General features: G+C 28.9%; 13 protein-coding genes and 2 pseudogenes. All 15 read left to right on the top strand.

Going from position 1 to position 15,191, the window contains the following annotated elements:
* Nucleotides 1-923 (top strand): annotated as a pseudogene (locus FMM58_RS06595) (Eco57I restriction-modification methylase domain-containing protein); the annotation flags it as partial.
* Nucleotides 923-1,234, top strand: coding sequence for a hypothetical protein (locus FMM58_RS09375; RefSeq protein ID WP_411675302.1), 312 nt, complete (start codon nt 923-925; stop codon nt 1,232-1,234). The pseudogene FMM58_RS06595 and the gene FMM58_RS09375, both read left to right, overlap by 1 nt.
* 71 nt (nt 1,235-1,305) lie before the next feature.
* Complete coding sequence (locus FMM58_RS06590; RefSeq protein ID WP_411675301.1) at nt 1,306-2,142, top strand: iron permease; 837 nt, start codon at nt 1,306-1,308, stop codon at nt 2,140-2,142.
* A gap of 144 nt (nt 2,143-2,286) precedes the next feature.
* On the top strand, nt 2,287-3,672 hold the full coding sequence (locus FMM58_RS06585; RefSeq protein WP_150141246.1) for an SLC13 family permease: 1,386 nt from the start codon (nt 2,287-2,289) through the stop codon (nt 3,670-3,672).
* Nucleotides 3,673-3,718: 46 nt separating this feature from the next.
* Complete coding sequence (locus tag FMM58_RS06580) at nt 3,719-4,213, top strand: shikimate kinase (RefSeq protein ID WP_150141244.1); 495 nt, start codon at nt 3,719-3,721, stop codon at nt 4,211-4,213.
* Nucleotides 4,210-5,169 carry a tryptophan--tRNA ligase gene (trpS, locus tag FMM58_RS06575; RefSeq protein WP_150141242.1) on the top strand — a complete coding sequence of 320 codons (960 nt, stop codon included), beginning with the start codon at nt 4,210-4,212 and terminating at the stop codon, nt 5,167-5,169. The genes FMM58_RS06580 and trpS overlap by 4 nt, the downstream gene beginning before the upstream one ends.
* A 9-nt stretch (nt 5,170-5,178) precedes the next feature.
* The gene (gene serS, locus FMM58_RS06570; RefSeq protein ID WP_150141240.1) at nt 5,179-6,414 is read left to right on the top strand and encodes a serine--tRNA ligase; all 1,236 of its coding nucleotides are present in this window, start codon (nt 5,179-5,181) and stop codon (nt 6,412-6,414) included.
* 10 nt (nt 6,415-6,424) lie between these two features.
* On the top strand, nt 6,425-8,908 hold the full coding sequence (locus FMM58_RS06565) for a tetratricopeptide repeat protein (protein ID WP_150151470.1): 2,484 nt from the start codon (nt 6,425-6,427) through the stop codon (nt 8,906-8,908).
* A gap of 19 nt (nt 8,909-8,927) precedes the next feature.
* Nucleotides 8,928-9,677, top strand: a complete 750-nt coding sequence (locus FMM58_RS06560; RefSeq protein WP_150180520.1) for an SDR family NAD(P)-dependent oxidoreductase — start codon at nt 8,928-8,930, stop codon at nt 9,675-9,677.
* Nucleotides 9,677-10,720, top strand: coding sequence for a tRNA (uridine(54)-C5)-methyltransferase TrmA (gene trmA / locus FMM58_RS06555; protein ID WP_150180519.1), 1,044 nt, complete (start codon nt 9,677-9,679; stop codon nt 10,718-10,720). The genes FMM58_RS06560 and trmA overlap by 1 nt, the downstream gene beginning before the upstream one ends.
* Before the next feature lie 130 nt (nt 10,721-10,850).
* Nucleotides 10,851-12,242, top strand: coding sequence for a class II fumarate hydratase (gene fumC / locus FMM58_RS06550; protein ID WP_150141232.1), 1,392 nt, complete (start codon nt 10,851-10,853; stop codon nt 12,240-12,242).
* A 68-nt stretch (nt 12,243-12,310) separates the two neighbouring features.
* Complete coding sequence (locus tag FMM58_RS06545; protein WP_150151473.1) at nt 12,311-12,982, top strand: response regulator transcription factor; 672 nt, start codon at nt 12,311-12,313, stop codon at nt 12,980-12,982.
* Nucleotides 12,969-14,186: a sensor histidine kinase gene (locus tag FMM58_RS06540; protein ID WP_150180518.1), complete on the top strand. Its 1,218-nt coding sequence runs from the start codon at nt 12,969-12,971 to the stop codon at nt 14,184-14,186. Before FMM58_RS06545 ends, FMM58_RS06540 begins: the two co-directional genes overlap by 14 nt.
* An 85-nt stretch (nt 14,187-14,271) precedes the next feature.
* Complete coding sequence (locus FMM58_RS09195) at nt 14,272-14,724, top strand: adenine-specific methyltransferase EcoRI family protein (RefSeq protein WP_317845996.1); 453 nt, start codon at nt 14,272-14,274, stop codon at nt 14,722-14,724.
* Nucleotides 14,725-14,762: 38 nt separating this feature from the next.
* Nucleotides 14,763-15,186 (top strand): annotated as a pseudogene (locus FMM58_RS09185) (adenine-specific methyltransferase EcoRI family protein).
* The last annotated feature ends 5 nt before the right edge of the window (nt 15,187-15,191 follow it).

Below are 15,191 nucleotides of genomic sequence, written 5' to 3'. Positions count from 1 at the left end.
AAATACTTTATCTCAAACAAATTCCAAAAAATTTTTAAAATAGAATTTATTTGTGATGATTTTTTAAAATTTGAGTGTGAAAATATTGATTTAATTATAGGAAATCCACCATTTACTAAAATAAATAAAAATAAAAATTTAGTGAAATTATTTTTGGAAAAAGCTTTACAAATGGCTGATTTTACATCTATGATAATGCCTAAAAATTTACTTAATACAAATGAATATCAAAGTACAAGAGAAAAGCTAGAAAAAAAAGGAGTAAGTCATATTATAGATTTTGGTGAACTAGGATTTAATGGCGTATTAATAGAAACAATAAATATAATTACTGGCAAAAATAAAGAGATATGCGTAAAATCATTGCCACTTAATTTAAGATTAATGCAAAAAAAGTTCGTATATTTTTGACAAGAATTTGCCTTATTGGGTTATATTTAGAAATGATTTTTTTGATAATATTTTTACAAAATTAAAATTTGGAATTTTTGATAGTTTTAGAGATGGACAACTTACAAATTCAAATACAAGCAATAATAAAAGCGATATAAGAATTATCAAATCGTGTAATATTAGCAATGATGGAAGACTTTTAGATATACAAGGATATGATAGTTATATTGCTAAAAATGAGTTAAATAAATTTAAAGTCTCTATGTTTTTAAATAGAGATGATGTTTATCTAACATCGAATATGACTTATAGCCTTAGACTTATAAAAAAGAAAAAAAGGTTTTGTTATTAATGGTTCTGTAGCTATTTTAATTCCTAAAATATAAATTAATTTGACAAAAAAGGACCAAGATTATATAGCAAGTGAAGAATTTAGAACATTTTATAAAATAGCTAGAAATTATCAAACAAGAACGTTAAATATTGATAATACAAGTTGTTTTTGGTTTGGTGTAAAAAAAGATAAATAATGCTTAATGCTGATATTATAGAATTTATAAATTCTTTTAATTATGATATTAAAAAAACCAATAATGCAAGATGGATTGACCAAAAATATATTCCTGATGTTATATCAATAGTGGCTGATTGTATTTTAGAATTTACAAATTATGATGAAAATATAATTTTTAAAATTAGTGACATTTGGTTAAATGAATATACAAAACAAAATGTAATGATGATTTTTGCAAAACCAAGTACAGATTTAAATGAAACAAGCAATGAATATGATAAATTTTTTGCCCAACCTATAAATTTATTAACATATAGGGTGTTTTAGAACATGTAGGCAAATGTAAAAATATCAATATTTTTAAAATTCATAATTTAAATTTGCTTGAATATATTGCAATGCGTGATACAAATGCTTTAAATTTTTTAACTTTATACATTAAAAAAGTTTTACAAGATAGTGGTCTTTTAAATGTATTTAATGATTTTTTAAACAATCAAAATAAGGAAAGTTTTAAAAAATTAAAAGATATTTTTATTGATTTCACTATTAAACATATAGCTATAAATGGTAAAACAGAATGTGGTCGTATATTTACTAAAATTTTAAATCCACTAGCTTTTATAAATAATAAAAAAGGTACTAGACGTGGATTTTTATCATCTACTATAATCACATTTGATGAATTAAAATATAATAGAATAAATTGGAGAGATAAGTTAAGTGGCAAATATAAACATATTACAAGGATTGAATACGAACAAATAAATCCACAAATTAGACAAAATGCAAATTATCAAATTCAAAAGGCTAAAAAAATTGTTCATAGATATAATGATAAATTTAACAATAAACTTTCAGAAATTAAACAAGTAAATGAAAGAGCTATAGCTACACAAATTCATTATATTTTTCCAAATTCTGAATTCCCACAAATAAGTGATTATATAGAAAATTTAATTGCTCTTACACTAAATCAACATTTTTTAATGGTTCACCCAAATAATCAAACAACATATATAGACAAAGATTTTCAATATATTTGTTTGATTGCTAAAACACATACAATTATGAATGATACAACACAAACTTATAATTTTGATTGTTATAAATTTGTGTTAAATACTGGTTTAAATACTGATAAATTTAGTGAAGTTGTTGATTATCATAATTTAATTTTATTGCTTGATTATTTTTATCCAAATTTCAATAATAAAAAATTTAATTTGATTTAGTTATTTTTTAAGCTATATGATTTAAACAAAAAAATCAAGCTTATAAGCTTTACTTAATGTAACAAAAAAATATTTTTATCATAAAAAATGTGCTTTTATTTATCTTTTTTAATTAAGATTTTATAAAAACAAAAAGGAAAGCTAGTGGAAATTTTTTTAGCATTCGTGGGCTTTTTCTCCCTTATTTTTATAATCTATCTTTTGTTAAAGGACAAAACCTCTCCTGCTATTGCTTTTATCATAGTTTCAGGCGTGGTTGGCATTGTCTTTTGCTTACTTGATATGTATGCAAATTTTGGCATAGGGTCCTTTTTAAAAGAAAGGGTTCAAACAAAGTATTTTTTAAATATTCAAAATCCTATTTTTGATTTTAAAGCCCTTAGCTTTTTCATAAAATCAGGCATTTCAAGCGTAAGTTCAACTGCTGTTTTGTTTATCTTTTCTATATTATTTTTTGGAATTATAAATGAAACTGGCCTTTTTAATAAAATCATAAATGCCTTACTTAAAACTAGTAAAAATAATGTTTATAGCATTTGTGTTTTAACCGTTATTATCGCTGTAGTCGCACACTTAGATGGTTCAGGTGCGTCCTCATTTTTAATAGCTATTCCTGCACTAATGCCTATTTATGAAAAACTTGGTATGCAAAAAACTACCTTAATGACTATTTTAGCAGTATCTCTTGGGGTTATGAATTTGTTGCCTTGGGGAGGACCAACCGTTCGTGCTGCTACTATTATAAGTGCCGAGGCAAACGATATTTGGCTAAGATTAATCCCTATTCAAATTACTGGCCTTATATGTGCTTTGATAATTGCTTTAATACTAGCTAGAATGGAAGTGAAAAAAGGGGCAGGTTTAATAAATTTGAATGAAACTTATAGCGTAGAAATAGGGGTTCACAATCAAGATAAAAAATTTATTATAAATATTATTTTGTTAATAGGCGTAGTTATCTTACTTGTTTTAAATATCTTTCCTGGATATTTTCCCTTTATGATGGGACTTTGCCTTGTTTTGTTTATAAATTATCCAAATTTAGAACTAGCCCAAAAGTTAATAAATAAATACGCAAAAAGTGCTATGATGATGGCTACTACATTGTTTGGGGCTGGAATTTTAATAGGCGTTTTTGATGCAAGTGGGATTATGAAGGTTATGGCTATGTTTTTACTTCATATAATGCCTGAAAGTGCCTTAAGTTTAATCCCTTTAATAGTAGGCTTAACAGCCGTTCCTATGGCCTTGATTTTTTGTACAGATTCTTATTTTTTTGGCATTATGCCTATAGTTGTTGGAATTACAAGCGTTTTAGGCATTGATTCTTATAGCATTGCTATTATTATGATAGTGGCTAGAAATTGTGCTACCTTTATATCGCCTGTGGTACCTGCTGCACTTTTTGGTTGTGGTTTAGGAAATGTTAGCATAAAAGAACATATCAAAAAAAGCTTTTTTTGGGTCTGGGGAGTGTCTATTGTATGTTTATTTGTAGGATTTTCGTTAGGAATCATACATTTTTTTTAAATTTATTAGTAAATTAATGCTAAAATAAGCCTTAAAGGACTGCAAAATGATAGATAAAAATATTTTTTTTGTGGGCTTTATGGGCTGTGGAAAAAGCACGATAGCTAGAGAATTTGCCTTAAATGAAAATTTAATTTTCCTAGATAGTGACCAGCTTATAAGTTTGCAATTTAATCTTAGTATAAAAGAAATTTTTGAAAAATTTGGTGAGACTTTTTTTAGAAAAGAAGAAGAAAAAATGGCAAGGTTTTTTGGGGATATAAAGGGGGCTAGTATAGCAACAGGAGGAGGCTTTATAAACGCTAATAATTTAGACAGAATAGGACTTTGCGTGTATTTAAAGGCTGAATTTGAGTATTTAAAAAATCGCTTAAATAAAGAAGAAATTGCAAAAAGACCCCTTTTTTTTGATGAAAATAAAGCGAAAAAATTATATAATGAAAGACTCAATTTATATAAAAAAAAGGCAAATTTAATCATGGATATTACAAATAAAAGCGTTAAAGATATAGTTAAAGAACTACAAGAGAAGATAAAATGAGAGTTTTAAGTGGCTTGCAACCTAGTGGGGATTTACATATAGGAAATTATTTTGGGGCTATTAAGCAAATGCTTGATAGACAAGAAAATAGCGATTTATTTATATTTATAGCAAATTATCATGCTATGACCTCAAGCAAGGATGCAAATAAATTAAAAATGGATACCCTAAAAGTAGCAGCAGCTTTTCTTAGCCTTGGAATTGACCATGAAAAATGTACCTTTTGGCTACAAAGCGATGTTAAAGAGGTCTTAGAACTTTATTGGATTCTATCACAATTTACACCCATGGGCTTACTTGAAAGGGCTCATAGTTACAAGGATAAAATAGCAAAAGGCATAAACGCAAGTCATGGGCTTTTTTCATATCCTGTTTTAATGGCAGCTGACATACTTCTTTATGATAGCAATTTAGTCCCCGTTGGGAAGGATCAAATTCAACACATTGAGATTACAAGGGATATTGCTATAAAAATAAATAATGAATTTGGTGAAATTTTTACAATACCTGAACCTCAAATAGATGATAAAATCGCTGTTATTTGTGGAACTGATGGTGCAAAAATGAGTAAGTCTTATAAAAATACCATTGATATTTTTGCTGATGATAAGACAAGAAAAAAGCAAATTTCAAGCATAATAACAGATAGCACCCCCCTTGAAAGCCCTAAACAATGGCAAACTTGCAATGTCTTTAACATAGCTAAACTTTTTTTAAATGAGAATGAAATTTCAAGCTTAAAAACTCGCTACGAAAATGGCGGAGAAGGTTATGGGCATTTTAAGCAGTATTTAAATGAACTTGTTAGTGAGTATTTTTTAAAGGCAAATGAAAAATATAATGCTTATTTAAAAGAACCTAATAAATTAAGAGAAATTTTAGAATTTGGTGCTTTAAAAGCTAAAAAAATAGCTAGTCAAAAAATGGCTAAAATTTATGATAAAATAGGACTTTAAAGGGTAAAAATGCTAGATTTAAAAGCCTTGCAAAATGATTTTGAAAATATAGCCTTAAAATTAAAGGCTAAAAAGGTTGAAGAGGATTTATTAAAGGCGTTGAGTGCCTTATTTAGCGAGTTAAAAGAAGAAAAAAATAAGCTTGAAAATTTACAAGCTTTTCAAAATAAATTCTCAAAAGAACTTGCCACCTCAAGCGACAAAGAGATCTTAAAAAAAGAACTTAGCTTAAATAAAGAAAAAATTTCCTTGCAAAATAAGGTAGTTTTAAGTCTTGAAGAAAGACTTGAAAATATTTCTTATTCTATACCAAATATCCCTGATGATTGCGTGCCAGTTGGTGATGATGAAAATGAAAATGTGGAGCTTAAAAGGGTTTTGGATATTCCTAAATTTGACTTTGAAGTAAAAGAACATTTTGAACTAGGCGAAAAGCTTGATTGGCTTGATTTTGTAAGAGGGGTTAAAATTTCTCAAAGTAGATTTTGCGTACTTAAAAAGGATGGGGCTAGATTAAATAGGGCCTTGATAAATTATATGATTGATTTTAATCAAAATAGAGGTTTTGAACTTGTAAATGTCCCATTTTTAATAAATTCAAATACCATGTTTGGTACGGGTCAACTTCCTAAATTTAAAGATGATGCTTATATGGTAAGGGACGAGGATTTATATTTAATTTCAACTTCTGAAATTCCACTTACAAATTTATATAATGATGAAATTTTATCAAGTGAAATTTTGCCCTTAAAAATGACTGCTTATAGTGCTTGTTTTAGAAAGGAAGCAGGTAGTGCAGGACGTGATACTAGGGGCATAATAAGACAACACCAATTTGAAAAAGTAGAACTTGTAAGCATTACAAGACCCGAACAAAGTGATTTGGTATTTGAAGAAATGCTAAATTGTGCTAGTGATTTATTAACTAGCCTTGGACTAGCCCATAGGCATTTAATGCTTTGTACGGGGGATTTAGGTTTTAGTGCAGCTAAGACCATTGATTTGGAAGTTTGGTTACCAGGACAAAATAAATATAGAGAGATTAGTTCGGTTTCTAATTGTAGGGATTTTCAAGCAAGAAGGGCTAAAATTCGTTACAAAAATGAAAGGGGTAAAAATGCCTTAGTGCATACCTTAAATGGTTCAAGTTTGGCAGTTGGTAGGACCTTAGTGGCGATTATGGAAAATTATCAAGAAAACGATGGTAAAATTCGCATTCCTGATGTACTTAGAAAATATTTTTAAGAGTTGAACAATGGCAGAAGAAATTATCTTAGAAGAACCTGAAGAACAACCAGAAGAGCAAAAAAGCGAAAATGTTATCGATGATAATGTTGATGATGGTTTTGAAGACTTGCAAGGAAAGGCAGGAGAAGCACCAGAAGAAGATGAGTTAACCTCGCTTGATGATGGTGGAGGAGGCTTTAATTTTACAAGAGAGACAGCCCCTGTTGAAAAACCAGCCCCTGTTGAAGATGAACCAACTTATGAAGAATCATATGACTCAAATTCTGATGTTTGGTATAAAGATAAGAAATTTATGTACTTGCTTGGACTTTGTATAAGCGTAGTTTGTATTTTAGTTTTTGTGCTTTTTTATCTTAGCTTTGATGATGGGCAAATTCGGGCTGATTATGTGGCTACAAAGGTGGTAGAAACGGGTGTTGTTAGTATTGATGAGTCTTATAATTATAATGATATGACTAAGATTGATAGCATGATTCAAAAGGCAAATACTCTTTATTTAAGAGGCGAAGTAGAACAAGCCTTAAAGCTTTACGAACAAGTTTCAGTTTATAATGAATCGCTTTCTAATTATAATCTTGGCGTTTCTCAAATGAATGATGGAGACTTCGCACACGCTTTTGATAGCTTTAAAAAGGCTATTGCAAATGGCGAACATCAAAGCGTTTCTTGCATTAATGCTGCGGTTTGTTCTTTGATTTTAGGAGATAGTGAAAAATTTAAATATTATATAGACTTAGCCGAGGTTTACTTGCCAAAAGAAGGAAATTCTAAGCTTTATGGTTATTATTTAAGCCTTATAAATTATTATAAGGGCTATTATCCTGAGGCCTTGCAAATGCTACAAAAGGTAAATGTTGAACCTTACACAGATACAGCAAAATACCTTTCAGCTAAAATTTTTACAAAGCTTGATTTAACAAATAAGGCAATTGAGGCCTTAAATACTCAAGGAAGTTATGAATCAAGTCTTTCGTTAGGGCTTTTATATGCTAAGATAGGTGAATTTGAAAAGGCTAAAACTGCCTTAAATACAGCTATGAAAATAGATAGAGATTTTAATAAAAGCCTAGCAGCTATAAATTTAGTGGATTTAAAAATGGGTAATTATCAAAATGTCCTAGCTCGTTTAAATGCATCTTTTAATACAGACCTAGAAAGATATAAAATTTTAGATATGCATAAGATTAAAGTAAATTTAAACAAAGAACTTTTTAATATACACTTAGCACAGGGTAATTTTTCTAAGGATTTATTGCAAAACCCAGAAGACCAGTTTGACTTATTATTTTACTTTGCCCCTTATCAAGTATTTGACTCAAAACAAGCATCCCTTTATATTAAAAAGGCAAATATTGTAGGCTTTGTAGAAGATAGCGAAGGCAATGAAAATTATTTAAACATAGGAAAAACACTTTCATCAACTAATATTAAGATAGCAAATATCATAAATTTAGCCCTTAATCAACAATTAAGACAAGCAAATTTGCAGTTTCAAGCCCTTTTAAATGATTACCCAGAACACAGCATTTTACATTATAATTTAGGGCTTACTTACGCACAGCTTAAAAATTATGACCAAGCCTATAAGCATTTTTCAAGTTCTTATCATCTTAATCCAAAAAATTATCAAGCAGGTGCCTTTGCAATGTTTGCAGCAAAATTAAGTGGTATTGATACAGCTAAATTATTTAATGAAATTTTAGAAAATATAGCAAGTGATAAAGAATTTAAGGCAAATTTACAAAGAAGTATGCTTTTTTTAGCAAATTCTAATCACGCAGCTATGATTCCATATTTAGAAGAGAATAAAGATGATAGTCCACTTAGCTTAATGTTTGATGTAATCATTGCTAAAACAAATAATTTAAGTCAGGTACTTGACACTAAAATAGACCAGTTAAGGAGTGCTTTGCCAGAAGATATTTTGACAAATATTTTATATTTTAATGCAAAAAATGAAAATTTAAATATACAAGAATACGCCCAAAATGCCCAAATTTATTTTGAAAATTTAAAGCTTGATTATCGTAGCATTTTTGGTGGTGCAAATGTGGCTAGGGAAATGTATGTTTCTTTAATGCAAGTTTCAGGGCTTTTAAATATAGAAAGGCAAAAATTTAAAAAACTTGCAAATGCAAGTACTAAAAATGAAGAAGGCGTTATTCAAACCCTGGCATATTTAGATATCTTTGCAGGGCAATATCAAGAAGCATACGCTTTATATAGTATGTTAATTGATGAGTATAATGTGCAAGATTCAAGGACGCTTTTTTTAGCAGCAGTAGCTGCAACTGGTGCCGATAATCCAAATTCAGCCATAGCCCTTTTACAACTTTCTAAGTTAAGTGATAGGACTAATAGAGAAAGCAAGGTAGCACTTGGACTTTTATATCAAGAAGCCCAAAATTACGAACCTGCACTTAATCAATATAAAGAATTGCCAAATAATTTTAAAAGCAAATTTTTTAGTTTTGATATAAGTCAGAGTTAAATTTAAAAAAGGATAGATTATGAAAACAGCATTTATTACAGGGGCAAGTTCAGGTTTTGGACAAGCTTGTGCTAGAGTTTTAGCCAAAAATAACTATAAAATCATAGCCCTAGCAAGAAGAAAGGAAAAACTACAAGAATTAAAAGAAGAATTTAAAGATAGGGTTCATATTTTAAATATTGATGTAAGAGATAAAGATGCCATTTTTAATGCCGTTAAAAACTTGCCTAGCGAGTTTATGGATATTGAAATTTTATTAAATAATGCTGGACTTGCCCTTGGCCTTAGTGAATTTGATAAAGCAGATATAGAAGATATTGAAACAATGATAGATACAAATGTAAAGGGTTTTTTATATGTAGCAAAGGTACTTATTCCTATACTTAGAAAGCAAGAAAGTGCGTATATTTTTAATATAGGTTCAGTAGCAGCTAGAAATCCATACTTTGGAGGCAATGTATATTGTGGTACTAAAGCATTTGTAGGTCAATTTTCATTAGCTCTTCGCAATGATTTAAGGGATTCAAATATCAAGGTTACAAATATAGCCCCTGGACTTTGTAAAACTGAATTTAGCGAAGTTCGTTTTCATGGCGATAAAAAAAAGGCTGATGCAGTCTATGAAAATACTAAATATTTAAGTGCTGATGATATAGCACAAGTTATTTTAGCCTTGATAAAACTTCCATCTCATATAAATGTAAATGAGATAGAATTAATGCCTCAAACGCAAACTTGGGCTGGTTTTCACATTCAAAAATTAAATTAATGAACGATAAAATAGCCTTTTTTAAAGATTTTTTCAAGGATGATTTTAAGGGTGAGTTTGAAATTTTTAACTCGCCTTTAAAGCATTTTAGAACAAGGGCTGAATTTGCTTTTTTTCACGATAATAATAAACTTTTTTATGCTATGTTTGATAAGGATACAAAAAAGAAAATCATAGTTGAAAAAGTCGAGTTTGTAGATAAAAAAATTTATGATTTAATGCCTATTTTGCTAACCTATATTAACGAAAATGAAAATTTAAAACAAAGGCTTTTTGGGGTTGAATTTTTAGCCACTAGGCAGGATATTAGCACAACCTTGCTTTATCATAAGGATATTTTTTTAATAAAAAATGATTTAGAAAAGCTAAGCAAGGATTTAAATTTAAAATTAATCACAAGGTCTAAAAATAAAAAATTAATTTTTAAACAAGAAAGTCTAAGTCAAAAATTAATCATTAATAAAAAGCCCATTTTTTATACCTTTGATAATGATTGTTTTGTACAACCAAATACCTATATAAATGAGAAAATGATTGAATATATACTTTCAAAAATCATTTTACAAGATAGAAAAGATTTATTAGAACTTTATTGTGGTTATGGAAATTTTAGTATTGCTTTAAGTGTTTTTTTTGAAAATATAATGGCCACTGAAATAAGTAAAAAAAATATAGAATACGCCCTTAAAAATTGTGCCTTAAATAATATCTTAAATATAGATTTTGTAAGGCTTTCAAGCGAGGAGCTAGTGAGTGCTTTAAAAAAAGAGAGAGAATTTTTTAGATTAAAAAATGTAGATTTAAATAAATTTAAGTTTTCTCATATTTTACTTGACCCACCAAGGGTAGGACTAAGTTTTGAAGTAATGAATTTAGCAAAAATGTACAATTTTATAATTTATATATCTTGCAATCCTTATACGCTTAAAGAAAACTTAAAATTTTTAACACAATACCATGAAATTTTATATTTTGCCTTTTTTGACCAATTTGTAAATACCCCACACCTAGAAAGCATAGTTATACTAAGAAAAATTCCTTAAAATCACAATTTAAAGCCTTTTTAAAAATGTGTAAAATTTACCAAGATTTAGGCAATTTATTAAAAATTTTATTTTGTTTTATGCTAATTTTTGTTTAAATTTAAAACATATTTTTTTAAAAAGGATTATTATGGAATACAGAATCGAACACGATACCATGGGTGAAATTAAGGTCCCAAATGACAAATATTGGGGTGCTCAAACTGAAAGAAGTTTTGAAAATTTTAAAATAGGTTGTGAGAAGATGCCAAAGGTTTTAATTTATGCCTTTGCTAATCTTAAAAAGTCACTCTCCATTGTTAACAATAAACTAGGTAAATTAGACGATGCTAAGAAAAACGCTATAGTACAAGCTTGCGATGAGATTATAGCTGGTAAATTTGATGATAATTTCCCACTTGCTATCTGGCAAACAGGTTCTGGTACTCAAAGTAATATGAATATGAATGAAGTTATAGCAAATCGTGCTACTGAGATTATGGGTGGGGATTTTAGAAAAGAAAAATTAGTTCATCCAAATGACCATGTAAATATGTCTCAAAGTTCAAATGATACTTTCCCTACGGCTATGAGTATAGTTTCTGTAGAACAAGTTGAAAAAAAGCTTATCCCTGCTATTGATGAGTTAATCGCTACCTTTACAAAGAAAGTTAAGGAATTTGAAGGCATTATTAAAATAGGTCGTACTCACCTTCAAGATGCAACTCCTCTTACTTTGTCGCAAGAATTTAGTGGTTATTTATCTATGCTTGAACATTCAAAAGAACAAATCATAGCGTCTTTGCCAACTTTAAGAGAATTAGCCATAGGTGGTACTGCTGTTGGTACTGGACTTAATGCACACCCTGAATTAAGTCAAAAGGTAAGCGAAGAATTAACAAGATTGATAGGTACAAAATTTGTTTCAAGCCCTAATAAATTTCACGCCTTAACAAGCCATGATGCTATAAATTTCACACACGGGGCTATGAAAGGATTGGCTGCAAATTTAATGAAAATAGCAAACGATGTTAGGTGGCTTGCAAGTGGTCCAAGATGTGGTCTTGGAGAACTTATCATACCTGAAAATGAACCGGGTAGTTCTATAATGCCTGGTAAGGTTAATCCTACTCAGTGCGAAGCAATTACCATGGTGGCCGTGCAAGTTATGGGAAACGATGCTGCTATAGGCTTTGCGGCAAGTCAAGGAAATTTTGAACTTAATGTATTTAAACCTGTGATTATTTATAATTTCTTACAAAGCCTTGATTTATTAGCTGATTCAATACATTCATTTAATATACATTGTGCTGTGGGTATTGAACCAAATAAAGCAAAGATTGATCATAATTTACATAATTCTTTAATGCTAGTAACTGCTTTAAATCCACATATAGGCTATGAAAATGCTGCAAAGGTGGCCAAAAATGCTCATAAAAAGGGAATTTCATTAAAAGAAAGTGCTAAGGAATTAAATTTAGTAAGCGAAGAAGACTTTAATAAATTTGTTGACCCTAGCAAAATGATAGGTCCAAAGGCTTAATTTAAAATCTGCCTTAGGGCAGATTTACTAAAACTTGCTAAAATTGCGTATTTTTATTAGGACACAATATGGCAGCTAAAATTTTACTACTTGAAGATGATTCTAGTTTAAATGAGATTGTTGAAGAGTATTTAAGCGATGAAGGTTATGAAGTAAGTGTTTGCGAGGATGCACAGCAAGCACTTGACTTAGCCTATGAAAAGCATTTTGATTTATGGATTTTAGATGTTAAGGTGCCCTTGGGAGATGGCTTTTCTTTGCTTGATGAACTTAGAAAAAGTGGTAAAAATACCCCGGCTATCTTTATGACTTCTCTTAATACCTTGCAAGACTTGCAAAGTGGGTATAATGTAGGGTGCGATGATTATATAAAAAAGCCTTTTGAATTAGCAGAATTAGCAATGAGGGTTCAAACATTGTTAAAAAGGGCATTTTCTCATAATAATGATGATTTTGTAACACTACCAAATGGCTTTAAATTTAATTTAAATTCTCAACTACTTTACCAAAATGATAAAAGCATAGTCTTACCTAGTAAAGAAATAAAGCTTTTAACCATGCTTTTAAAAAATAAGAATAATTTTTTAACACAAGAACAAATTTTTGAAGAATTATGGGAGTATGGTGAAGAACCAAGCGAGTTAAGTTTGAGAGTCTACATTAAGAATTTGCGAAAGATTATAGGAAAGGATGCAATAATCAATCAAAGGGGCAGAGGGTATTGTTATGTCGGAAGCTAAAAGGGTTATCCGTCAAATTTTACTCATTTATCTAACTACAACAGGCATTTTTTTAGCGATTTTTTTTAGTATTTGGTATGCAAAGTTTTATGAAGAATTGATAAATAATAATTCTTTAAGTCTTCGACAAACACATAGAAACATAGCTATAAACATTCAAAACGCCCGTTTTATACCACTTGAAGAAAGCACTTCAAATGTAGCAAAAAGTTCAAATGTAAAATTTGCCCTTTTTGATGATAATAAAATTTTTTTTAATAATCTTGATATGAATTTAAGCAAGGCAAAAAACGCTAAAACTTCTTATGGTAAGGGAATGTATGATAATTTTATTTTTTACATAGCTCCATTAAATTCGCATGAGTTTTCACTTGTACAAGGCATTAAAGAATCTCCAAGAAAAAATGAACTTCAAATTTTAGTACAAGGTGAAAACGCAAAAAGAGATATTATATTTATTTGGACTAAGGTTTTGGGTGGGGCTTTAATATCTTTCATTATTTTAGCAATCATAGCTTATATTTTGGTAAAAATCGCCCTAAAGCCCTTAGAAGATAAGATTAACACCCTAAATCGCTTTATAAAGGATTCTACCCATGAAATTAACACACCTTTAAGTGTGATTTTAATGAGTATCGAACAGCTTGAAAAGCAAAATTTAGAAGAAAGTGCTAAATTTAAACGTATAAAACTTGCAGCAAAGACCCTAACGCAAGTATTTTCTGACCTTATATTTTATAATTTTCCAAGCACATTAACAAGTGAAAAAGAAGAAGTAAACTTAGAAATTTTAGTTAAAGAAAGGCTTGAATTTTTTGATTTATTTTTTAAACAAAAAAAGCTTGAAATAAGAACAAAGTTAGAAAGTGAAATTTATATTTTTATCAATAAAAGTCATCTATCAAAGCTTATTGATAATCTTTTAAGCAACGCAGTAAAATACAATAAAAAAGGTGGTTTTATAGAGGTTATTTTAAGTAAAAACTCACTTAGCATAGGGGATAGTGGTTGTGGCATTGATAAAAAAAATCTTAAAAATATCTTTGAATATTACACTAGATTTAATCAAGACCAAGGAGGCTTTGGTATAGGTTTATCCTTGGTTAAAAAGGTATGCAAGGATAATAATATAAAAATTCATTGCGAGTCAGTTAAGGATGAAGGAACTATATTTACTTTGAATTTTGAACCACTAAAAGATTAAAAAATGAGTAAAAATAATAGTGCTAATCTAACAAGTGCAAAAATAAATAAAAAAATGAGTTTTATACAAGTTATTTTGATAATAAATAAATACTTATTTAGCATACAATAAAAATATCTTTAAAGATAAGATTATCTTACTACCTTTCGATACTAATGAAAGTAATTTTTTTGCTTATTTTATGATTAATTTTAAAAGGCTAGGTATAAAAGAATTAATAGCCACTTCTTACAATGCAAGTGGTAGGGGTACAATGGCAAATATAAGTATAAATAAAAAGCATCTTAGCAAACTAAAAAGTGATGGCGATTTTAGAAGTAAGGAAGTGGTAAAACTAAGAAATAAAGCAGATTTTATTATAACAAATCTTCCTTTTTCACTTTTTAGAGAATTTATAAAATGGTGTGATGAAAGCAATAAAAAATTTGCTATCATAGGTAATTTAAATACAATAAGCACTAAGGATATTTTTCCTTTGTTTCAACAAAATAAATTATGGCTAGGAGTTAGTATCAATAGTGGAGATAGGAAGTTTTAGTACCAAATGATTATGATTTAAATGCTAGTGGTTGTGGCGTGGATAAGGATGGAAACAAATATATTAAGGTTAAGGGTGTAAGGTGGTTTACTAACATAGAAAGCAAAGAAAAGAATGAATTTTTAAGTCTTAATACAATGGCTGATAATCTAAATAACGATAAAAAGCTTATAAAAAAGAATGCTTATAAGCAATATAAAGGCCATTGAGATACCAACAACAAAGGCTATACTTAGTGATTATAATGGAGTGATGGGCGTGCCTATATCTTTTTTGGATAAATATAATCCCAAGCAATTTAAAATTATAGGAATTGATTTTCAAGTAAAAGATGGGTTTTTAAATGAGTTAAAAGTAAATAAATGGCAAGGTAAGTTAGATAGGGCTTATTTAAATGGAAAAAGGCTTTATTCTAGGATTTTTAAAAAAAAGAAAATTTGTTATGAATATATGTTAAGTTGATTTTA

It is taken from the genome of Campylobacter sp. LR291e (genome assembly GCF_008633915.1).
In the GTDB taxonomy this organism is placed as follows: Bacteria; Campylobacterota; Campylobacteria; order Campylobacterales; family Campylobacteraceae; genus Campylobacter_D.
Note: the sequence above shows the minus strand (reverse complement) of the source record. Positions and strands in the feature narration are given on the sequence as shown.

Excerpts from the sequence above, each read along its gene's own strand:
- FMM58_RS09375 (WP_411675302.1), top strand. The coding sequence starts at position 923 with ATGCTTAATGCTGATATTATAGAATTTATAAATTCTTTTAATTATGAT.
- FMM58_RS06590 (WP_411675301.1), top strand. The coding sequence starts at position 1,306 with ATGCGTGATACAAATGCTTTAAATTTTTTAACTTTATACATTAAAAAA.
- FMM58_RS06580 (WP_150141244.1), top strand. The coding sequence starts at position 3,719 with ATGATAGATAAAAATATTTTTTTTGTGGGCTTTATGGGCTGTGGAAAA.
- trpS (WP_150141242.1), top strand. The coding sequence starts at position 4,210 with ATGAGAGTTTTAAGTGGCTTGCAACCTAGTGGGGATTTACATATAGGA.
- serS (WP_150141240.1), top strand. The coding sequence starts at position 5,179 with ATGCTAGATTTAAAAGCCTTGCAAAATGATTTTGAAAATATAGCCTTA.
- FMM58_RS06565 (WP_150151470.1), top strand. The coding sequence starts at position 6,425 with ATGGCAGAAGAAATTATCTTAGAAGAACCTGAAGAACAACCAGAAGAG.
- FMM58_RS06560 (WP_150180520.1), top strand. The coding sequence starts at position 8,928 with ATGAAAACAGCATTTATTACAGGGGCAAGTTCAGGTTTTGGACAAGCT.
- trmA (WP_150180519.1), top strand. The coding sequence starts at position 9,677 with ATGAACGATAAAATAGCCTTTTTTAAAGATTTTTTCAAGGATGATTTT.
- fumC (WP_150141232.1), top strand. The coding sequence starts at position 10,851 with ATGGAATACAGAATCGAACACGATACCATGGGTGAAATTAAGGTCCCA.
- FMM58_RS06545 (WP_150151473.1), top strand. The coding sequence starts at position 12,311 with ATGGCAGCTAAAATTTTACTACTTGAAGATGATTCTAGTTTAAATGAG.
- FMM58_RS06540 (WP_150180518.1), top strand. The coding sequence starts at position 12,969 with ATGTCGGAAGCTAAAAGGGTTATCCGTCAAATTTTACTCATTTATCTA.